Here is a 20,435-nt window from a genome sequence, read left to right as displayed (position 1 = left end):
AGGGCATCGGAAACAGCTGCGTGAATTACGTCACACGGATGAAAACGGTTACATACAATTATGCAACCTTTGTGATGAACATCATTATCTGCCGGCGGACGCGTTATCCGCTTTTCCGGCGGCGAGCTGCGTCAGCCGGCGCCAGAGCCACTCCATCGGTCCCTGCGAGAAGACGCGCAGCCACAGCACGGAGAACAGAATATTGATCAGCCAGATGGCCGGTACAAAAGCCAGTAGCTGCAGGCGGTCAAATTTGAGGAACAGATCGAAGCGGTAGAACAGCGTGGTGCAGATCAGCGTCTGCAGCAGATAATTGCTCAGCGCCATGCGTCCGACGCACTGAATGGCGTAACTGATCCGCGTGGCGGCGATGGCCGGCCAGTAACCGAGACAGAGTGCAGCGTAGCCAAGGCTGATAAACGGACTGGCAAGATCGCGTGGCACCTGCAGGAAAAAGCCGCTCCAGCGAAATTCCCACTGTAGCAGCCACTGCGCCAGCACGCCGGGTATGGCAATCAGCCAGCCGATGGTCAGTAACAGCGCCGCCGCGCGTCGGTAGTGTTGCAGACTAAACTGGCCGCTCAGCCAGCCGCTGCGCATCAGCGCGGCACCGATCAGCATCAGCCCGGCCAGCTGCCAGCCATACTGCGAAGCCAGCGCCATCAGGCCGGATGACAGGTGTTCGAGGCGATTCTGCACCGCTTCCCAGCCACCGACCAGTTTCCAGTAGCTCTCATACTCCAGATCTGCCGCGCCCGGCAGCCACGAACGCGTCGGCTGCGGACTGGAGATGACGCCAAACACCAGCAGCACGGCACAGCCCACCAGATAGAGCAGCACGCCGGTATGTAATAGCGCCCGCTCCGACGGCACGTCACGCAGCATGCGCCAGACAATCAACCCAATCAGGCCATAATCCAGCAGGATGTCGCCTTCCCACAGGAACACCGCGTGGATGAACCCGATGAAGACCAGCAGCGTTAAGCGTGAGGAGATCCAGCGGCTGCCGCGCGGCACCTGCAGTGCCAGTCCGGCACCAAACAGCAGCGCAAACAGCGTCAGGAATTTTAGCTGCGCCAGGCCATCCATGATTGCCCAGGTCCAGGCATCAGAAACGAAGGCTTCACCCTGCCAGGCCGGATTGAGATAGGCCGCCGAGGGCAGACCAAAGCCGACGATATTCAGCAGCAATATGCCGAGAATGGCGCAACCACGAATGAAATCCAGCGCGAGATAGCGTTGCATCGAGTGCCCTGACGGTGAGAGGAACACGGGCGACAACGACGCCGCCCGCGCTGCTTAGCTGTGGCGTACTGCGCGCAGAAACTCCTGACGCGTGTTCTGGCTCGATTTGAACAATCCGCCGAGTGAAGTGGTGGTGGTCGCGCTGGTCGCATCTTTGACGCCGCGCGCTTTCACGCAGTAGTGCACCGCATCGATCGACACCGCCACGTTATTGGTGCCCAGCAGGGTTTGCAGCGCCACCAGCACCTGCTGGGTTAAACGCTCCTGCACCTGCGGACGCTGGGCGAAGAACTGTACGATACGGTTGATCTTCGACAGGCCAATTACCTTGTCTTTAGGGATATAGGCCACGGTGGCTTTGCCGTCGATGATCACGAAGTGGTGTTCACAGGTGCTGGTCAGGGTGATATCACGCACGGTGACCATTTCGTCCACCTTCATCTTGTTTTCGATGACGGTGATTTTCGGGAAGTTGGCGTAATCCAGACCTGAAAAGATTTCGTCGACGTACATCTTGGCGATGCGGTGCGGCGTCTCCATCAGGCTGTCGTCTTCCAGGTCCAGATTCAGCAGCTGCATAATCTGGGTCATGTGGCCGGCGATCTCGCGCTTGCGTGACGCGTCGTCCATGTCGCGCACCGGGGCGCGTAATGGCGTTTCCAGGCCACGCGCCAGCAGTGCTTCGTGAACCAGGGCGGCTTCCTGACTTAAGGTGCTCATCGTACTCTTCTCCGGCAGGTGATGCGCCCGCAGGTCTGCGCCTGCGGGGGAAATTCTGAGCGCGTATTGTGAAACACAACGCGCGCTTAATCCAGCAATCAATCCGATTGGAGATGAAAGCGTTTCAGGTGGGCGATCGCCGCATCACCAGCGCCCCCGCCAGCAGCAACCCGCCTCCGGCCACCCACAGCGCCGGATCGAGCCGGTGCCACAGCAGGCTGGAAATCCAGGACAGCAGCGGCCCACCGAGCTGTCCGATGGCATAACCGGTCGTGAGCAGGCCGGCGAGATAGCGCGCATGGTGCGGCGCCAGCTCCCGGCTGTACTGCAGCGACAGCTGCACTACGCAGAGAAAGCCGCCGCCAATCAGCAGCGCCGCCAGCAGCAGACCGTTAATGCCCGGTAGTACGATGGCGGCAATCACGCCCAGCGCCTGCGCCCACAGCACCAGCGCCAGCCGCCGATGGCTGCTGCCCCAGTGGCGCGTCACGATCCCCAGCACGATGCCGATCACCGCCGCACCGCCAAACACCGGCCAGACAAACTGCGCAAAAGCGCTATCAGGGAAGCGCGCCGCCGCCATTTGCGACAGGAAGGTGGCGGGCAGAATATAGCCAAAGCCGGCGAGGCTGTAGCTGAGGATCAGGCGCTTCAGGTCACGCGTCAGCAGCAGCGGTGCGGCGGCCTGTTGCGGACGATGCAGCTGTCCGCTGCGCGGCAGGAAGCGCGCAATCGCGGCAATCAGCAGCAGCGCCAGCACACCGTACGCCGCCCAGGCAAACGCCGCGCTCACGCCGCTGGCGTGCAGCATTACCGCCAGCATGCCGCTGATGAAGATGCCGGTGCCGGGACCGGCAAACACCGCTGCCGACAGGCCCGGCCGGCTGTGATGCAGCAGTTGCTCATTGCTCCATGCTGCCACCAGCACCATTGCCCAGCCGCTGGCGACGCCGATCAGGAAACGCACCACCGCATGCAGCCACGGCCCGCTGATACAGGCGGACAGCAACGTCAGCGCGACGGCACCCCAGACGCCCAGCTGCAGCCGCCACTCCACGCGCCGCTGCGCGCGCATCGCGTCAAACGATCCGGCCAGATAACCGAGATAGTTCAGCGCCGCGACCAGGCTGGCGCTGGCGAGCGTGAGCTGACCGTCGTGAATCATCAGCGGCACCTGCGGGGTAAACGCAAATCGCCCAATCCCCATTGCAACCACTAAACTTAAAAACGCGCTAAGCGCAACTCGCCACGCCATTCTGACTCCGGATCGATTGGATTATCACTTGTCAGCAGCATGCATGACGTTTAGACTCACGAAAAGTGAATAATATTAACCAAGTTGTTTACGAGAAGAGAATATGGATTTAGTACAGCTCCGCATGTTCTGTTCCGTGGCCGAAACCGGCTCACTGGCGCGCGCTGCCGAAATGCTGCATCGCGTGCCGTCTAATCTCACCACGCGACTGCGACAGCTGGAAGAAGAAATCGGCGTCGATCTGTTTATTCGTGAGAAGCAGCGCATTCGTTTGTCGCCGATGGGCCACAATTTCCTCAATTATGCGCAGCGTATTCTGGCGTTGAGCGACGAGGCGCTGAACATGGCGCGCGCCGGTGAACCCGGTGGTAACTTTGCCTTCGGTTCGATGGAGAGCACCGCCGCCACCCGCCTGCCGGGATTACTGGCCGCCTATCATCAGCGCTTCCCCAACGTCGCGCTGTCGCTGGTGACCGGCACCTCAGGCGATATCATCGATAAAGTGCGTGCCGGCACGCTGGCGGCGGCGCTGGTGGACGGTCCGGCCAGTCATGACGATCTGAATGGCTGCATTGCCTTTCGTGAAGAGATGGTGCTAATCACCAGCCTCGAACACGCGCCGATTCACAGCGCCCGCGATACGCAGGGCGATACGCTGTTTGCCTTTGGCAACAGCTGCTCGTACCGCACCCGGCTGGAGTCCTGGTATCGCGACAGCCAGAGCGCACCGCACAGCGTTATGGAGATTCAGTCTTATCACGCCATGGTCGCCTGCGTAGCCGGTGGCGGCGGCGTGGCAATGATTCCCGCCTCGGTGCTGGCGCAGATGCCGGCCCGCGCGCGCGTGCAGCAGCACAGCCTGCCGCCGACCTGGCGCGACACGGCCACCTGGCTGATGTGGCGCCGCGACGCCTTTACGCCCAACGTTGAGGCGCTGAAGTATCTGATTATTGAAATGTTTGATGACCGCCCGCTCAACGATGAACTGCTGCATCCGCTGCAGGCCGCTGAGTAAGCGTTATTTTTTATCCAATCACGACATCACAGGAAGAGGGATTGCATGAACATGATTAAAACCCGCGCGGCCGTGGCCTGGGCTGCTGGCGAACCGCTGAAGATTGAAGAAGTGGATCTGATGCCGCCACAGAAAGGGGAAGTGCTGGTGCGCATCGTTGCCACCGGCGTGTGCCATACCGATGCTTACACCCTGTCCGGTAAAGATCCGGAAGGCGTATTCCCGGCGATCCTCGGTCACGAAGGTGGCGGCGTGGTTGAAGCGGTGGGCGAAGGCGTTACCAGCGTGGCGGTCGGCGATCACGTGATCCCGCTGTACACGCCAGAGTGCGGCAAGTGTAAATTCTGTCTCTCCGGCAAAACCAACCTGTGTCAGGCAATCCGCACCACGCAGGGCAAAGGGCTGATGCCCGACGGCACCACCCGCTTCTTCAAAGACGGCAAGCCAATCTTCCATTACATGGGCACCTCGACCTTCTCTGAGTACACCGTCGTACCGGAAATCTCCCTGGCGAAAATCAGCAAAGAAGCGCCGCTGGAAGAAGTGTGCCTGCTCGGCTGTGGCGTGACCACCGGCATGGGCGCGGTGATGAACACCGCCAAAGTGAAAGAAGGCGACACCGTGGCGATTTTCGGCCTCGGCGGTATTGGCCTGTCGGCAATCATTGGGGCGAAAATGGCCAAGGCCGGTCGCATCATCGGTATTGATATCAATACCAGCAAGTTTGACCTGGCGCGCAAACTGGGCGCAACCGACCTGGTTAATCCGAAAGATTTTGCTAAGCCAATTCAGGAGGTTATCGTCGAGATGACCGACGGCGGCGTGGACTTCTCGTTTGAGTGTATCGGTAACGTCAACGTGATGCGTTCCGCGCTGGAGTGCTGCCATAAAGGCTGGGGCGAATCAGTGATTATTGGCGTTGCCGGTGCCGGCGAAGAGATATCTACCCGACCATTCCAGCTGGTTACCGGTCGCGTATGGCGCGGGTCGGCGTTTGGCGGCGTGAAAGGACGCACTCAGCTGCCGGGCATCGTGCAGGATTACCTCGACGGTAAGTTTGCGCTGAATGATTTCATCACCCACACCATGCCGCTGGAAGAGATCAACGAGGCATTTGAGCTGATGCATGAAGGCAAATCGATCCGTTCCGTGGTGCATTTTAATAAATAAGCAGGAGGCGACATGGCATCCACTCTGGAGCTGCTGGAAGAACACCGTATTTTTGGCGGCTGGCAGCAGCGCTGGCGTCATCAGTCCGGCGTGCTCAACTGCCCGATGACGTTCAGCATTTTTCTGCCACCGCCGCGCGACGACGCGCCACCGCCGGTGGTGTGGTTTCTCGCCGGGCTGACCTGCAACGATGAGAACTTCACCACCAAAGCCGGTGCGCAGCGCGTGGCGGCCGAACTCGGTCTGGTGCTGATTATGCCGGACACCAGCCCGCGCGGCGATGCAGTGGCCAATGATAGCGGGTACGATCTGGGCCAGGGTGCCGGGTTTTATCTCAACGCCACGCAGCAACCGTGGGCGGCACATTATCGCATGTTCGATTATCTCAGCGAGGAGCTGCCGGCACTGGTGGCGGATAACTTCAAGCTGAGCGATCGCCAGTCGGTAATGGGGCATTCGATGGGCGGCCACGGCGCGCTGGTGCTGGCGCTGCGCCTCGGCGGGCGCTTTGCGTCGGCGTCCGCGTTTGCACCAATCGTCAACCCGAGCGAAGTGCCGTGGGGACAGAAAGCCTTTGCCGCCTATCTGGGCGACGATCGCCAGACGTGGCGCGAGTGGGATAGCTGCCTGCTGATGCAGAACGCTGAACATCGCCTGCCGGTGCTGATCGATCAGGGCGATAGCGATCAGTTCCTCGCCGATCAGCTACGCCCGGAGCGGCTGGAAGCAGTGGCGCGCGAGCAGAACTTCCCGCTGGAGCTGCGTATCCAGCCGGGTTATGACCACAGCTACTTCTTTATCGCCAGCTTTGTGGAGGACCATCTGCGGTTCCACGCGCAGCATTTACTGGCGTAGTGCACTTCTCTGCCCCTCTGATGCTGAGGGGCAGAACGTGTCTGGCGTCAGGCCAGTGATTCCGCCACCAGCCCATCAATCATTACCTGCGGCATGCCCTGTGAGCAGTGCTCAATGCGGCCGCGCACGCCATACACCTGCGCCAGCGTCTCCGGCGTAATCACCTGCGACGGCACGCCGTCGGCTAGCAGTTGCCCCTGCTTCAGCATCAGCGCGTGATCGGCATGACGCAGCGCGATATTGATGTCATGCACCACCACCACCGTCACCATGTTGCGCAGCCGGGTTTCGCGCCGCACCAAATCCATCACGTGGAACTGATAATTCAAATCCAGCGCGCTGAGCGGTTCATCCAGCAGCAGCAGTTCCGGACGGCGAATCAGCGACTGCGCCAGTCCGACCAGCTGCTTCTGGCCACCGGACAGCTGATCGAGGTAGCGCATCGCCAGATGGGCAATGCCCAGCTGCTCCAGCAGGTGCATGATTTCCGCTTCACTGGCGGCGCTGTGTAATCCACCGGAGGCACGCTGCGCCACGATGATCGACTCCAGCACGTGCAGATGCACACCGGCTGGCAGCGTCTGCGGCAGATAGACCACGCGCTGCGCGCGCCGGGCAAACGGCTGGCTCATCAGCTCTTCACCGTTGAGCCACAGCTCGCCCTGCCCTTTGCTCAGACCGGCCAGCGCGCGCAGCAGCGTCGATTTGCCGCAGCCGTTGGGCCCCAGCAGCACGGTGATTTTGCCGCGTGGCAGCTGCGTGACATTGAGATCGTCGATGACGTTCCGCTTCGGGTAACCGGCGTAAAAGTGGCTGACGCGTAAGCCCTGCTCCATCACACTGTCCCCCGATGCCGCAGAATAATGCTGAGAAAGAACGGCACGCCCACCAGCGAGGTGACGATGCCGACCGGAATGATGACGCCGGGAATGAGGTTTTTCGAGGCCACCGACGCCAGCGACAGCACCAGCGCGCCGATCAGCGCACTGGCCGGCAGATAGTAGCGGTGATCTTCACCAAACATCATGCGCGCAATGTGCGGCGCGACCAGGCCGATAAAGCCGATCGGGCCGACGAATGCCACCGCCAGCGCCGAGAGAATGCTGATGCGCAGCAGCGTCGCCAGCCGCAGCCGCCGCACGTCAATGCCGAAACTCACCGCGCGATCTTCACCAAGGCGCAGCGCCGTGAGTTTCCAGCTGCTGAGCATCGAGAACGGCAGCAGGATGGCAAAGGCGGCGCTCAGCACGCCCAGTTTTTCCCATGAGGCACGCGCCAGACTGCCCATGGTCCAGAACACCAGGCCCTGCAGCGTATCTTCGCTGGCGATGAACTGCATCATCGAAACCAGGGCGTTAAAGGTGAACACCAGCGCGATGCCAAACAGCACCACGCCGGAGGTTGAGACTTTGGTCCAGCGCGTGATGCCATCCAGCATTAGCGCGGCAAACAAGGCGAAGACAAAGGCATTGGCGGAGATCAGCCACTGATCCGGCACGCCGGGAATACCGATGCCGAGAATGATTGCCAGCGCGGCACCAAACGCCGCTGCCGACGAGACGCCGAGCGTAAACGGGCTGGCCAGCGGGTTATTAAGGATGGTCTGCATTTCAGCACCGGCGAGGCCGAGTGAGAAGCCGACCACCACCGCCATCAGCGCATACGGCAGACGGATGTCCCAGACGATCACGCGCGTGCCGGCGTCCACCGCTGCGGGATGGAGCAGCGTTTGCCACAGCGTGTCGAGAGTCAGGCCGGCCGGGCCAAGGGTGAAATCGAGGATAACTGAAGCGAGGATCGCCAGCACCAGCACACCAATCAGCAGCAGTCGCTGACGCAGAACCTGACGATAACGGGTCAGGGTATCGGCTTCGGTGCCATGTTCCGCCACCAGCGCGGAGTCCGTACTACGCATTGTTCTACCTGTTTCCTGTCGCCTTATAACGGCTGCCACAATAGAGCAGGTGATAATAATTATCAATGCTGTCTCTGTAACAAAGCCCGAATGGTTTGCGCCAGGTTTGCATAGCGTAATAGATCGCAAAAAAAACGCGGCCGTGGCCGCGTTGTCAGGCATTACTGCTTAAAGGAGGGGAATTCCATCTCGCTGTATTTCACGAAGCGGGTGCCGCGCGTCAGCTTATAGCCCAGCCAGATCACCAGGAACAGCGGAATGCCGATATAGGTTGCGGCTACGCCGTACCAGTCGATGCGATCGGCGAGGAATGCCTGATAATTCTGCCCCAGCGTAATGATCAGACACAGCGCGAACGCAAACATCGGACCCAGCGGGAAGAAGCCGGAGCGGTAAGGCAGATCGGCCAGATTCAGCCCCTGTGCCACATAGCCGCGGCGGAAGCGATAATGGCTGATAGCAATACCGAGCCAGGCGATAAAGCCGGTCATCCCTGACGTATTCAGCAGCCACAGGTACACTTCCTGATTGCCAAATTTCGAGGTCAGGAAGCACAGCGCTGCCACCACCGTGGTCGCCAGCAGGGCATTGCGCGGTACGCCACCTTTCGACAGTTTCGCAAAAATGCGCGGTGCCTTGCCTTCCTGCGCCAGGTTAAACAGCATACGCGTTGAGGCGTACATGCCGGAGTTACCCGCCGACAGCACCGCCGTCAGGATCACCGCGTTCATCACCGCCGCTGCGGACAGCAGACCGGCATTCTGGAACACCAGCGTGAACGGGCTGACGCTGATATCGGTGACATCGTTATGCAGCAGTTGCGGATCGGTATACGGCAGAATCAGGCTGATGATCAGGATCGCGAACACATAGAACAGCAGAATGCGCCAGAACACCTGGCGCACCGCGCGCGGGATATTCTTCGCCGGGTCTTCTGATTCACCGGCGGCAATCCCGATCAGTTCGGTGCCCTGGAAGGAGAAGCCGACAATCATCGCCACGCCAATCATCGCCGCAAACCCGCCCGCAAACGGCGCATCTCCCACCGTCCAGTTGTGCCAGCCAGCATTTTCCGCGCCGCGCAGGATGCCGGTAATCATCAGCACACCGACCACAATAAAGATGATGACGGTGGCGACTTTGATCAGTGAGAACCAGTATTCCGCCTCGCCGAAGCCTTTGACCGAAATGTAGTTGAGCAGGAACATCAGACCGAGGAACAGCGCGCTCCAGATCCAGCCTGGCGTGTCCGGGAACCAGTAGTTCATCACCAGCTGTGAGGCGACGAGGTCAACGGCGATGGTCACCGCCCAGTTGTACCAGTAGTTCCAGCCCAGCGCGAAGCCGAAGCCCTCTTCGACATATTTGGCGCCGTAGGTGGCAAAGGAACCGGAGACCGGCATAAACGCCGCCAGTTCGCCGAGGCTGGTCATCAGGAAGTAGACCATCAGGCCGATCAGCGCGTAGGAGAGTAACGCACCGCCAGGACCCGCCTGAGAGATAGTGGCACCCGAGGCGACAAACAGGCCGGTGCCGATAGAACCGCCAATGGCGATCATGGTGAGATGGCGCGCTTTTAATTCACGGCGCAGCCCAGGTTGTTGTGTTGTTTTTGAGTCATTATGCATGTGTAAACGCTATGCTGGATAAAAATAAGGCGCGATTGTAGCAGCAAAGCCTGCACTGTATAGCATTCGCCTCGGGTTATTAGTTACCTTCATAATCGGCCGGGAATTATTAGCCACAGCACAGGGCAGACCGCGGCTATTCCCGGCAATAGGCGAGGAAGCGGCTCAGCGCTTTCGACAGATGTTTCTGCCGGTGATGGATGCGATACAGGGTACGCGTCAGGCGCGGCAGGGGCACCGGCACTTCCGTCAGCGTGCCCGCCTCCAGCAGATCCGTAATCACCCGGCGCGATAAGCAGCTGATGCCCATGCCGTGGCGCACCGCGTGTTTAATTGCCTCCGAATTGCCTAACTCCATCCCCAGCTGAAACTGCGGCAGGTGCGACAGCAGCAGGTAATCGACAATCTCACGCGTACCGGAACCGCGCTCGCGCAGGATCCACGGCGCAGCGGCCAGCGTCTCCAGCGTCACCGGCTGCTGTAACAGCGGCGCATCCGGCGCGGCGAACACCACCAGTTCATCTTCCAGCCACGGTTCGCTGATGATATCCGGCTCATGGCACGGCCCTTCAATCAGGCCAATGTCGACGCGAAAATCGGCCACCGCATTGATGGCGTCCTGGCTGTTGCCAACGCTCAGCTCCAGCGGCAGCGTGGGAAAATCACGGCGATACGCGGCGATCATCCCCGGCAGCAGATAGTTGCCGATGGTGCTGCTGGCAAACAGGCGAATCGCTCCGTTGTCCTCTTTAAACAGCTGTTCGATCTCAATCGCCTGCTCCAGCAGCCCGACCGCACGCGGATAGAGCAGCCGGCCGTGCTCGTTGAGCACCAGCCGTTTGCCGACGCGGTCAAACAGCTGTACGCCGAGCTGACTTTCCAGATCGGCCAGGGCCGCACTGACCGCCGACTGCGACAGCGCCAGCACCTGTGAGGCCTGAGTGGTGGAGCCGCTTTTCAGCACCTCGGTAAACACTTCAATCTGACGCAGCGTAATGTGCATGCGTGCTCCTTACATGGCGTACCGCTTCACCAGATAGATCACCACCGCCAGCCAGATCAGCAGCATCAGAATCAGGCCGCTCCAGCTGACGATCTTTTTGCCGCGCGCCCGCTGCACCTCGGCGCGTTCGGCGCTGCTGATGCGCACGTCGCGCGGCAGCAGACGCAGCAGGATCATCACGCCGAGCGGGATGATAATCGCGTCATCCAGCAGGCCAATAATCGGGATGAAGTCCGGAATCAGATCGATGGGGCTGAGCGCATAAGCGACGATGCCAAACGCCAGCAGCTTAAACCACCACGGCGTACGCGGATCGCGACAGGCAAACCACAGCGTCAGCACGTCCCGTTTGATGAGCTTCGCCCAGCGGCGCAAGCGCATGAACATTGTTGCCCTTCCTTATCACTTATTCCGGTTGATTATAAATATATTATCAATTTCACTTTTAAGCCAGCCAGGCGCACGCTAAAGCCTCACTGAGGAGAAGCGTATTATGGCTGAACTAAGCGTCAACAAAACCCCTTTTCATGTTCATCGCTGGCTGCCGGGACTGCTGCTGACCGCCGCCATCGCCGCAGGCGCCGCGTGGCTGGCCAGTCAGCCGTGGCTGGCGGGCGCGGGATTCGGCGCGCTGACGCTGGCCATCATTATCGGCATCGTGCTGGGTAATAGCCTGTATCCCCGCGTTGCGACACCGTGTGACAGTGGGGTGATGCTGGCCAAACAGCGACTGCTGCGACTCGGCATCATTCTTTACGGCTTCCGCATCACCGTGCAGCAGATCGCCGATGTCGGCGTCAGCGGCGTGCTGATTGATGTGCTGGTGCTGAGCTCAACCTTTCTGATCACCTGCCTGATCGGCATCCGTTTACTGAAAATGGATCGCGAAACCGTGTGGCTGATTGGTGCCGGCAGCAGCATCTGCGGTGCGGCAGCGGTGCTGGCAAGTGAACCGGTGATCAAAGCCGCACCGTCGAAAGTGGCGGTCGCGGTGGCCACCGTGGTGCTGTTTGGCACCGTCGGCATTGTGCTGTACCCGTTTCTCTGGACGCTGCTGCCGCAGGTCAGCGCGCAGCACTTTGGCGTCTTTACCGGCTCGACGCTACACGAAGTGGCGCAGGTGGTGGCGGCTGGCCATGCAATGGGCGCGGAAACGGAGAACACGGCGGTGATCGCCAAGATGCTGCGGGTGATGATGCTGGCACCGTTTCTGCTGATCCTCGGCAGCTGGCTGCAGCGCCAGCCCAGCCACCAGCGTCAGGCACAGCAGCCGATCCGCTTTCCGTGGTTTGCCCTATTGTTTATTGTGGTGGCGCTGTTTAACTCGCTCCATCTGCTGCCACCGCCGGTGGTAGCGGGACTGAATCAGCTGGCGAATCTGCTGCTGGCGATGGCGATGGCGGCGCTGGGCTTAACCACCCGTTTCGGCGCGCTGAAGCAGGCGGGCGTCAAACCGCTGCTGCTTGGTCTGCTGATGTTTATCTGGCTGATTCTCGGCGGCGGCGCACTGAATGTGCTGGTGCAACATTTCATGGCGTAAGCGCATCCGCTATCATGGGCGTTTTGCATCAGCAATCGCCCATTCAGGAGAGCGGCATGAAATATATCGGCGCACACGTAAGCGCATCCGGCGGCGTAGACCAGGCAGTGATCCGGGCCCATGAAATCGAAGCCACAGCCTTTGCGCTGTTCACTAAAAATCAGCGCCAGTGGAAAGCCGCGCCGCTCTCTGCGCAGGTGATCGACGCTTTTAAAACCGCCTGCGATCAATACAACTTTAGCGCCGCGCAAATCCTGCCGCACGACAGCTATCTGATTAACCTCGGTCACCCGGTGATGGACGCGCTGGAGAAATCGCGCGAGGCGTTTATCGATGAGATGCAGCGCGCCGAACAGCTTGGTCTGACGCTGCTCAACTTCCATCCCGGCAGCCACCTGCAGCAGATTGATGAAGATGCCTGCCTGAAGCGCATCGCCGAGTCGATCAACATTGCGCTGGATAAAACCCACAACGTGGTAGCGGTGATTGAGAATACCGCCGGCCAGGGCAGCAACCTCGGTTTCCGCTTTGAACACCTCGCGGCGATTATTGACCACGTCGAGGATAAGTCGCGCGTCGGCGTATGCATCGACACCTGCCATGCCTTCGCTGGCGGATATGATTTACGCAGCGAAGCTGCCTGTGAAGCCACCTTTGCCGAGTTTGAGCGCGTGGTGGGCTTTCAGTATCTGCGCGGTATGCACCTTAACGATGCCAAAAGCACGCTCGGCAGCCGCGTGGATCGCCATCACAGCCTCGGCGAGGGCAACATTGGCAAGACCGCGTTTAGCTGGCTGATGAAGGATGCGCGTTTTGACGGTATCCCGATGATTCTCGAAACCATCAATCCGGATATCTGGAAGGATGAAATTGCCTGGCTGAAAGCAGAGCAGCAGGCGTAACGGGTTTCACCGGGGCCTGTCGCCAATAAAAAAGGGAGCCGCGGCTCCCTTTGTTGTTCCTGGCTGCCGTTACGCGGCTTTGGCCAGTTCTTCTTCCGGACGTTTCAGAATCGCATAGCCCAGACCCGCAATCAGCGTACCAATCACAATCGCCAGCAGGTAACCCAGCACCGGGGTAATGGCGCCTGGAATCAGCAGGACGAACAGCCCGCCGTGCGGCGCCATCAGTTTGGCCCCCATCGCCATGGAGATCGCACCGGTCACTGCGCCACCCACGATACAGCATGGCAGCACGCGCATCGGATCACGCGCCGCAAACGGAATGGCACCTTCGGAGATAAAGCACAGGCCCAATACCAGCGCGGCTTTACCGCCCTCCTGCTGACCTTTATTGAACTTACGACGCGCCACCAGCGTTGCCAGCCCCATCGCCAGCGGTGGCACCATACCGGCCGCCATGATCGCGGCCATCGGCGCGTAGGTTTGCGAACTCAGCAGACCGACACCAAACGCGTAAGCCACTTTGTTCACCGGACCGCCCATGTCGGTACACATCATGCCGCCCAGAATCGCGCCCAGCAGGACCGCGTTAGCAGTGCCCATGTTCGCCAGCCAGCTGGTCAGGCCGCTCATGATGCCGGCAACCGGTTTGCCTACCACGTAAATCATCAGCAGGCCGGTAATCAGACTGGCCACCAGCGGAATGATCAGAATCGGCTTCAGCGCTTCCATACTTTGCGGCAGCTTCACTTTGCTGCTCAGCAGTTTCGCGGCGTAACCGGCGATGAAACCGGCGATGATGCCGCCAAGGAAACCGGCGTTGATGCTGGTGGCGATCATGCCGCCAATCAGACCTGGCGTCAGGCCCGGACGGTCAGCAATCGAGAAGGCGATAAAGCCCGCCAGCACCGGCACCATCAGCGCAAAGGCGCTGCCGCCACCGATCTGCATCAGCGCCGCGGCTAAGGTGCCCTGCTCTTTAAACGCGGTAATCCCAAAGGCGAATGACAGCGCAATGCTCAGACCGCCGGCGACCACCATCGGCAGCATATAAGATACGCCGGTCAGCAGATGCCGATAGGCACCGGCTTTCTCTTTGCTGTCGCTCTGGCTGGCTGCCGCCTGGTTGCCGGAAGGCTGCCAGACTTTGGCTTCCGCCTGCGCTTTATCCAGCTCCTGTGCGGTTTTCTTCAGCGCCAGACTGGTGGAGGTACGGTACATCGGCTTGCCGGCAAATTTCGCCAGGTCAACGTCGATATCCGCCGCAACGATCACCAGATCGGCCGCCGCCACTTCTTCCGGGGTGATCGGGTTGCCAGCGCCGACTGAGCCGCGGGTTTCCACTTTTACCCACCAGCCGCGCTTGCTGGCTTCCGCCTCAATCGCCTCGGCTGCCATGAAGGTGTGCGCCACGCCGGTCGGACAGGCGGTGACGGCCACAATACGTTTCTGCCCGGCGCTCTGCGCCGGTGCACTTGCCGCCGGGGTTGCCGCAGCCGGCTGCCACGGTTGCGCCGCATCTTTAGCCAGCGCCAGCGCCGCCTGCGGATCGCGCAGCGCCTGCTGCACGTCCACGAGGGCAACGGACTTGCCGGCGAGCTGCGCGTTGTCGGTAACCTGCTGGCCAATCACCAGCACCAGTTCGGCGTCCGCGGCGCTGTCGACCAGCGTCAGTCCCGCCTGCCCTGCCGCCGCCTGCAGACGTTCCGAGGCTAAATGGCCTGATGCCAGGCCGAGTGACGAATCTTTTATCAGCAGCGTTTTCATTATCGCTCTCCTGCTGTTAGTTAACGGGTTGTAAGTCGACGCGCGCCATCATCGCGGCCAACTGGGTACGATCGGTCACGCCGACGTTGCTCTGGCTGACGGCCATGGCCGCCACCGCCGTCGCCAGACGCAGCGTGTGTTCACTGGATTCCCGCATCAGCAGGCCATAAATCAGGCCGCCAACCATCGAATCTCCGGCGCCTACGGTGCTGACCACTTCACACGCAGGCGGTTTGGCGATCCATTCGCCAGAGGCATTGACCCACAGCGCGCCTTCCGCACCGAGGGAGATCACCACGTGGGCAATGCCCTGCTCGCGCAGCTGGTGCGCGGCGTCAATCACATCCTGCAGCGTCGGCAGCTTGCGGCCGGCCCAGATCTCCAGCTCGCGGCGATTGGGTTTTACCAGCCACGGAGCCGCTTTCAGACCGGCCACCAGCGCTTCACGGCTGCTGTCAAAAATGATGCATGGGCAGTGGGTGCGCAGATCGCTCATCCATTTGGTGAACGCGTCCGGCGCAACGCCCGCTGGCAGGCTACCGCTGACGCACACCATATCGAACTGGCCCAGCCAGGTCAGCGAGTCGGCGGTGAAGCGGTCCCAGTCCTGTGGCGTGACGTCAAAGCCCGAGAAGTTGAGGTCGGTGACGTCGCCGTCTTTTTCCGTCAGCTTAACGTTAATGCGGGTACGACCCTGCACCACCTGAAAACGGTTAGCGATACCGAGTTCGCTGAACAGCTGCTGAAAGCCGTCCTGATTCTCTTTGCCGAGGAAGCCGCCAACGGTGACGTCGATGCCGAGATCTTTCAGCACTTTGGCGACATTGATGCCTTTACCCGCAGCGTGCAGCCCGGTGGTTTTGACCAGGTTAACTTCGCCGCGCTCGATCTCCGGCGTGTAGCCGACCAGATCGTACGCCGGGTTCAGGGTGATAGTGGCAACGCGACGACTCATGCTGCCCCCTCGCCCAGACCGCTATTAATGGCTTCTTCGATAGCGTGCAGTGCCTGCTGCGCATCGTCACCGCTGGCGGTGAAACGCAGACGATGGCCTTTCTTCACGCCCAGCGCGACCACCTTCATCAGGCTGCGCCCGTTAGCCGGTTTACCGCTGCCGTCGAGATTGGTCACGGTGATATCGCTGTTGAACTGCTTGATCACGCTCACCAGCGCGGTGCCCGGACGCGCATGCAGACCGTGCTCGTTGCGGATGGTGAATTCTGCGGTTAAGACGTCCGCAGCTTCATCAACTTCGCTGGTCAGCAGCGCGAGAATACCTGCCGCGTCCGCCTTCAGCAGGCGTTCAGCCTGCTTGTTCAGCAGCAGATTGCTGAGGTAGCCCAGCACCTCAAGCGGGCGCTGATCGGTGGCGGCGACCGTCAGCAGCAGCGCTACCGGTTCGCCCTGATGTGTCAGCGGCGTCGCGCTGCGGCTCACTGCCACCGCGCTGTTGAGGTTGCCGTGCGTGCTGTCGCTCAGCCAGATGCCCTGACCGAGGCTGAGCGGCGCGTGCGAGACAACGTCCGCGACAAAGCTGGCGTCAACGGCACCGGCCGCCTGCAGACGACCGGCGTTCAGCGCCTGCAGCGTCATCAGATCGCTGGCGGCCACGTCAGTGGCGATCAGCGACGTATCGAACTGGAATTCAGCGGCCTGCTTTTCACCCATCAGCAGCGCGCGCAGCTCTTCAGCAGAGGCAGATTTCAGCTGCTCCGCGATGCTGTCATCGCTTAATACGTGGGTCAGCTGGCGCAGCAGCGCGAGGTGCTCGTCAGATTTGGCGGCAATGCCGATGGCGACGTACGCTGTCTGGCCATCACCCCAGTCCACGCCCTGCGGGAACTGATAAACCTGCACGCCGGTTTTCAGCACCAGATCGCGGGTATCGGTGGTGCCGTGCGGAATGGCGATGCCGTTGCCGAGAAAAGTGGTGGTTTGCTGTTCGCGCGCCAGCATGCCGTCGACGTAGCCTTCGGCCACATTTCCGGCCGCGGTAAGCGCAGCGGCAACCTGACGAATGGCCTGTTCTTTATCGGACGCGCTGGCGCCGGTGTGAATGGCCTGAACTTCGAGCTGGAACATATTTCTCCTCGCTTGCTGAAAGTGAATCGTTTCAGCCTGATGGCGAAAAAATACGCTGTGCGACACGGACTTAGCCGGGAGGACAACGCTGAAACGTTTCAGGGAATATGGTACAGCACCCGATTACAGGCAAGAAAATGCGCAATCGGCGTAGCAGATTTTTGATGCTCCGCACACTTCGCGGCGGATTTAGGATTTTTCACAGCGGGCGCGCTGACGCGTTGCTGTAACGCGGTACCTGTGACGAGCGTGCTGTTCAGCTCGCGTCAGCTTAAACTCAGGGCGCGGTATCGGCTTCCAGCTGCAGCAGGTAGATCATGGCATCGGCGCGGCTGTTGCCGCACATCTCCACCTGTGGCTGTAAACCGGCACACACCGCCGGACGCAGCGGCGAGCCAAAAATTTTGCAGCGCTGCTGTTCGTCGAGCTGAACGCAGCGGGTATTGGCCGGTTTGCCGTCAGGCATACCCGGAATGGGGGAAGAGATGGAGGGGGCTGTGCAGCAGGCACCGCACTGGTCTCGACATAACATCATGCGCTCCTGCAAAGATTAGCGGCCGACAATAGCAGTCTGCACCGCGGAATTCTATGCGCGACCAACAATTTTCACCGGCCTCACTTGCCTGTTTTTCACCGCGCGAGTAAGTTGGCGCGCATCTACCTGGTTATAGCGAGTCAAGCATTATGCCAAAGGCAAACGAAATCAAAAAAGGAATGGCCGTCACCTGGAACGGTAAACTGTTGCTGGTGAAGGATATCGATGTCCAGAGCCCGAGCGCGCGCGGTGCCGCCACGCTGTACAAGATGCGTTTCACCGATGTACGCACCGGCCTGAAAGTTGAAGAGCGCTTCAAGGGTGACGACATTATTGATGCCATCCAGCTCAGCCGCCGCGCGGTGACCTTCTCATACATCGACGGCGACGAATACGTGTTTATGGATGACGAAGATTACACGCCGTACAGCTTTAAAAAAGATCAGATCGAAGAAGAGCTGCTTTTTATTCCGGAAGGCGGCATTCCCGGTATCCAGGTGCTCACCATGGATGGTCAGGTGCTGGCGCTGGAACTGCCGCAGACGGTAGACATGGAGATTGTTGATACCTCACCTGGCATCAAAGGGGCATCCGCCAGTGCGCGCACCAAACCGGCGGGCATGAGCACCGGGCTGTCGATTCAGGTGCCGGAGTACCTGAGCAATGGCGATCGCATCCGTATCCATATTGCCGAGCGTCGTTATATGGGACGCGCCGATTAAGCGCACGATTTTCTCCGGCGGCGGTTGATTGTTATAGTATAACAACAGCCTGCGCGCCGGATGCGGTTGTCCGGCGCGGCTATTTTAACGGAGTAAATCATGACGCGCGTGAACCTGATTACCGGTTTTCTCGGTAGCGGTAAAACCACCACCCTGTTACATCTGCTGGCGCACAAACCGGCCAATGAAAAGTGGGCCATTCTGGTCAACGAGTTTGGCGAGATCGGCATTGACGGCGCCCTGCTCGCCGACCGCGGCGCCACGCTGAAAGAGATCCCCGGCGGCTGCATGTGCTGTGTTAACGGCCTGCCGCTGCAGGTTGGGCTGAATATGCTGCTGAAGCAGACTCAGCCGGACCGCCTGATTATCGAACCCACCGGCCTTGGCCATCCCAAACAGTTACTGAATATGCTGCGTGCGGCGGTCTATCAGCCGTGGATCCGCGTGGACGCCACGCTGACGCTGCTCGATCCGCGTCAGTTAGCCGATACGCGCGTCACGGAGAATGAAAACTTTCGCGACCAGCTGATCGCCGCAGACATCATCATCGCCAACAAGAGCGACAAATGGGATGCGGAAGATCGTCAGCGGCTGGCGAGCTGGCAGCAGCAGCATTTGGGCGACCGTCAACTGGTGGAAGCCAGCTGGGGCAACATTGATCCGGCGTTGCTGAGTCAGCCGGCATTGGCGGATCGTGCGGTACCCGATGCCGCGCATCATCATCATTCGCCACGCCCGCAGGGGCTGGCGGCGCTGAAACTGGAAGGCGAAGCGCGCTGGCGTCGTGCGTTAAATGAAGGTCAGGGCTATGCTTCCTGTGGCTGGATTTTCGATGGTGACACGGTGTTCGATACCATTCCGGCTTTAGAGTGGGCGCGGCTTGCGCCGGTGGATCGCGTGAAAGGCGTGCTGCGTACCGCTGACGGTCTGGTCAGCATTAACCGTCAGGGCGAAGACCTGTTCATCGAAACGCGCCCGGTCACGCCGCCGGATAGCCGTATCGAATTGATCCACCATCAGGCCGCCGACTGGAATGCCTTGCAGACTGCCCTGTTGAAGATTCGTTTAAATTAGCTGCGGTAGGTTTGCCCGTTATTTTTTTCTTTTTGAGTTACTTTTATGCGCACTACTCGTTTGATCACCATCCTGCTGCTGAATGCACTGGGTGTGATGCTATTTATGTCGTGGTATCTGCCGCCAGAGCACGGGTTCTGGTTCGCTCTCGACAAAGGCATCTTTTTTGGCTTTAACGACCAGATGGTCGACCATCACGGCTTTGCGCTGCTTGTGGCGATCACCAATTTCCGCGGTTTTGATGCGGTGTCGCTGCTGGCGATGGGCCTGCTCTATCTGTGGTTCTGGCGCCGCGAAACGCCGCAGGGCCGACGTCGTATGCTGGCGATTGGTATCACCATGCTGCTGACGGCGGTGATTCTTAACCAGCTGGGCCACCTGCTGCCGGTTAAGCATGCCAGCCCGACGCTGTTCTTTGATAACGTGCATCGCGTCAGCGAACTGACCGGTATTCCGGCAAAAGATGCGTCCAGAGACAGCTTCCCCGGCGACCACGGCATGATGCTGATTATCTTCGCCTGCTTTATGTGGCGCTATTTCGGCTTCCGCGCCTTCCTGATGGGCCTGCTGATTGTGGTGCTCTTTTCCCTGCCGCGCGTAATGGCAGGCGCGCACTGGTTTACCGATATCGCGGTCGGTTCGCTGTCGGTGGTGCTGGTGGGCCTGAGCTGGTGGTTATTAACACCGGCCAGCGACAAACTGGTGAACTGGCTCTATCGTTCGCTGCCCGGAAAATATAAACCCCAGGCGTAATTGTTTAGCGCGGGCGATTATTTCCTGTTTTTAAGATCGCCTGCGCTTATTTAATCCTGCAATAAATTATTAGCTAACTAAGCGTTTTCTGATAAAAGAAAAACCTATGCGTCAAATCGTCTGACAATGGCGTTATTCCTGGCCTGTCCAGTCAGAACCCTCTTAAAATCTCCCTTAGCGCCAGAATTAGCCGCTGTTCCTGCCGTTAATTGACGCTTAAATCGCTACCAGTTGTTGATAAAGTAACCGTTGTG

20 protein-coding genes are annotated in these 20,435 nt (G+C 59.9%); 8 read left to right on the top strand and 12 right to left on the bottom strand.

What is annotated here, in order from left to right:
- Nucleotides 1-84 precede the first annotated feature (84 nt).
- The 3 genes from yeiB to C1N56_RS07030 form a co-directional block, all read right to left on the bottom strand.
- Complete coding sequence (gene yeiB / locus C1N56_RS07040; RefSeq protein ID WP_394517314.1) at nt 85-1,245, bottom strand: DUF418 domain-containing protein YeiB; 1,161 nt, start codon at nt 1,243-1,245, stop codon at nt 85-87.
- Nucleotides 1,246-1,299: 54 nt separating this feature from the next.
- Entirely contained in the window at nt 1,300-1,965 is a 666-nt protein-coding gene (gene folE, locus C1N56_RS07035) for a GTP cyclohydrolase I FolE (protein WP_021509279.1), read from the bottom strand.
- A 124-nt stretch (nt 1,966-2,089) separates the two neighbouring features.
- The gene (locus C1N56_RS07030) at nt 2,090-3,220 is read right to left on the bottom strand and encodes a YbfB/YjiJ family MFS transporter (protein ID WP_394517313.1); all 1,131 of its coding nucleotides are present in this window, start codon (nt 3,218-3,220) and stop codon (nt 2,090-2,092) included.
- Between the two features lie 103 nt (nt 3,221-3,323).
- On the opposite strand from C1N56_RS07030, the gene C1N56_RS07025 reads away from it, so the two are divergent.
- Genes C1N56_RS07025 through fghA form a run of 3 tightly spaced genes read left to right on the top strand, consistent with a single transcriptional unit; the run spans nt 3,324 to nt 6,260 of the window.
- A complete protein-coding gene (locus C1N56_RS07025; RefSeq protein WP_058757258.1) occupies nt 3,324-4,235 on the top strand; it encodes a putrescine utilization regulator PtrR in 912 nt (303 codons plus the stop codon).
- Nucleotides 4,236-4,280: 45 nt separating this feature from the next.
- Nucleotides 4,281-5,405 carry an S-(hydroxymethyl)glutathione dehydrogenase/class III alcohol dehydrogenase gene (locus tag C1N56_RS07020; RefSeq protein ID WP_021509276.1) on the top strand — a complete coding sequence of 375 codons (1,125 nt, stop codon included), beginning with the start codon at nt 4,281-4,283 and terminating at the stop codon, nt 5,403-5,405.
- Nucleotides 5,406-5,417: 12 nt separating this feature from the next.
- Complete coding sequence (fghA, locus tag C1N56_RS07015) at nt 5,418-6,260, top strand: S-formylglutathione hydrolase (protein WP_394517312.1); 843 nt, start codon at nt 5,418-5,420, stop codon at nt 6,258-6,260.
- Nucleotides 6,261-6,307: 47 nt separating this feature from the next.
- On the opposite strand, the gene C1N56_RS07010 is transcribed toward fghA, so the two are convergent.
- From C1N56_RS07010 to C1N56_RS06990, 5 genes are all read right to left on the bottom strand, one after another.
- Nucleotides 6,308-7,096: an ABC transporter ATP-binding protein gene (locus tag C1N56_RS07010; protein ID WP_021509274.1), complete on the bottom strand. Its 789-nt coding sequence runs from the start codon at nt 7,094-7,096 to the stop codon at nt 6,308-6,310.
- Nucleotides 7,096-8,175, bottom strand: a complete 1,080-nt coding sequence (locus C1N56_RS07005; RefSeq protein ID WP_262257585.1) for a FecCD family ABC transporter permease — start codon at nt 8,173-8,175, stop codon at nt 7,096-7,098. Before C1N56_RS07005 ends, C1N56_RS07010 begins: the two co-directional genes overlap by 1 nt.
- Before the next feature lie 161 nt (nt 8,176-8,336).
- Entirely contained in the window at nt 8,337-9,803 is a 1,467-nt protein-coding gene (locus C1N56_RS07000) for an amino acid permease (RefSeq protein ID WP_021509272.1), read from the bottom strand.
- A gap of 136 nt (nt 9,804-9,939) precedes the next feature.
- Entirely contained in the window at nt 9,940-10,806 is an 867-nt protein-coding gene (gene yieE, locus C1N56_RS06995; protein ID WP_058775786.1) for a DNA-binding transcriptional regulator YeiE, read from the bottom strand.
- Nucleotides 10,807-10,815: 9 nt separating this feature from the next.
- Nucleotides 10,816-11,193 carry a YkvA family protein gene (locus C1N56_RS06990; protein ID WP_058757253.1) on the bottom strand — a complete coding sequence of 126 codons (378 nt, stop codon included), beginning with the start codon at nt 11,191-11,193 and terminating at the stop codon, nt 10,816-10,818.
- A gap of 106 nt (nt 11,194-11,299) precedes the next feature.
- Between C1N56_RS06990 and C1N56_RS06985 the strand changes: the two genes are divergently transcribed.
- Both C1N56_RS06985 and nfo read left to right on the top strand, forming a co-directional pair.
- Nucleotides 11,300-12,346: a YeiH family putative sulfate export transporter gene (locus tag C1N56_RS06985; RefSeq protein WP_394517311.1), complete on the top strand. Its 1,047-nt coding sequence runs from the start codon at nt 11,300-11,302 to the stop codon at nt 12,344-12,346.
- Between the two features lie 56 nt (nt 12,347-12,402).
- Nucleotides 12,403-13,248, top strand: a complete 846-nt coding sequence (gene nfo / locus C1N56_RS06980) for a deoxyribonuclease IV (protein WP_058775787.1) — start codon at nt 12,403-12,405, stop codon at nt 13,246-13,248.
- Nucleotides 13,249-13,317: 69 nt separating this feature from the next.
- On the opposite strand, the gene fruA is transcribed toward nfo, so the two are convergent.
- The 4 genes from fruA to C1N56_RS06960 all read right to left on the bottom strand — a co-directional run bounded on the left by fruA (nt 13,318) and on the right by C1N56_RS06960 (nt 17,629).
- Nucleotides 13,318-15,015 carry a PTS fructose transporter subunit IIBC gene (gene fruA / locus C1N56_RS06975; RefSeq protein WP_125309756.1) on the bottom strand — a complete coding sequence of 566 codons (1,698 nt, stop codon included), beginning with the start codon at nt 15,013-15,015 and terminating at the stop codon, nt 13,318-13,320.
- A 16-nt stretch (nt 15,016-15,031) separates the two neighbouring features.
- Nucleotides 15,032-15,970 (bottom strand): 1-phosphofructokinase, encoded by a 939-nt coding sequence (fruK, locus tag C1N56_RS06970; RefSeq protein ID WP_021509266.1) that lies wholly within the window; start codon nt 15,968-15,970, stop codon nt 15,032-15,034.
- Nucleotides 15,967-17,097: a fused PTS fructose transporter subunit IIA/HPr protein gene (gene fruB / locus C1N56_RS06965; RefSeq protein WP_058769932.1), complete on the bottom strand. Its 1,131-nt coding sequence runs from the start codon at nt 17,095-17,097 to the stop codon at nt 15,967-15,969. Before fruB ends, fruK begins: the two co-directional genes overlap by 4 nt.
- Before the next feature lie 277 nt (nt 17,098-17,374).
- Nucleotides 17,375-17,629: a YkgJ family cysteine cluster protein gene (locus tag C1N56_RS06960; protein WP_104093088.1), complete on the bottom strand. Its 255-nt coding sequence runs from the start codon at nt 17,627-17,629 to the stop codon at nt 17,375-17,377.
- A gap of 152 nt (nt 17,630-17,781) precedes the next feature.
- Between C1N56_RS06960 and yeiP the strand changes: the two genes are divergently transcribed.
- The 3 genes from yeiP (at nt 17,782) to C1N56_RS06945 (ending at nt 20,181) form a co-directional block, all read left to right on the top strand.
- Nucleotides 17,782-18,354, top strand: coding sequence for an elongation factor P-like protein YeiP (gene yeiP / locus C1N56_RS06955; RefSeq protein ID WP_031280049.1), 573 nt, complete (start codon nt 17,782-17,784; stop codon nt 18,352-18,354).
- A 99-nt stretch (nt 18,355-18,453) separates the two neighbouring features.
- Nucleotides 18,454-19,428 carry a CobW family GTP-binding protein gene (locus tag C1N56_RS06950; RefSeq protein WP_059009164.1) on the top strand — a complete coding sequence of 325 codons (975 nt, stop codon included), beginning with the start codon at nt 18,454-18,456 and terminating at the stop codon, nt 19,426-19,428.
- 45 nt (nt 19,429-19,473) lie between these two features.
- On the top strand, nt 19,474-20,181 hold the full coding sequence (locus C1N56_RS06945; RefSeq protein WP_058769930.1) for a phosphatase PAP2 family protein: 708 nt from the start codon (nt 19,474-19,476) through the stop codon (nt 20,179-20,181).
- Nucleotides 20,182-20,435 lie beyond the last annotated feature (254 nt).

The organism is Pantoea sp. SGAir0175 (genome assembly GCF_043547855.1).
Note: the sequence above shows the minus strand (reverse complement) of the source record. Positions and strands in the feature narration are given on the sequence as shown.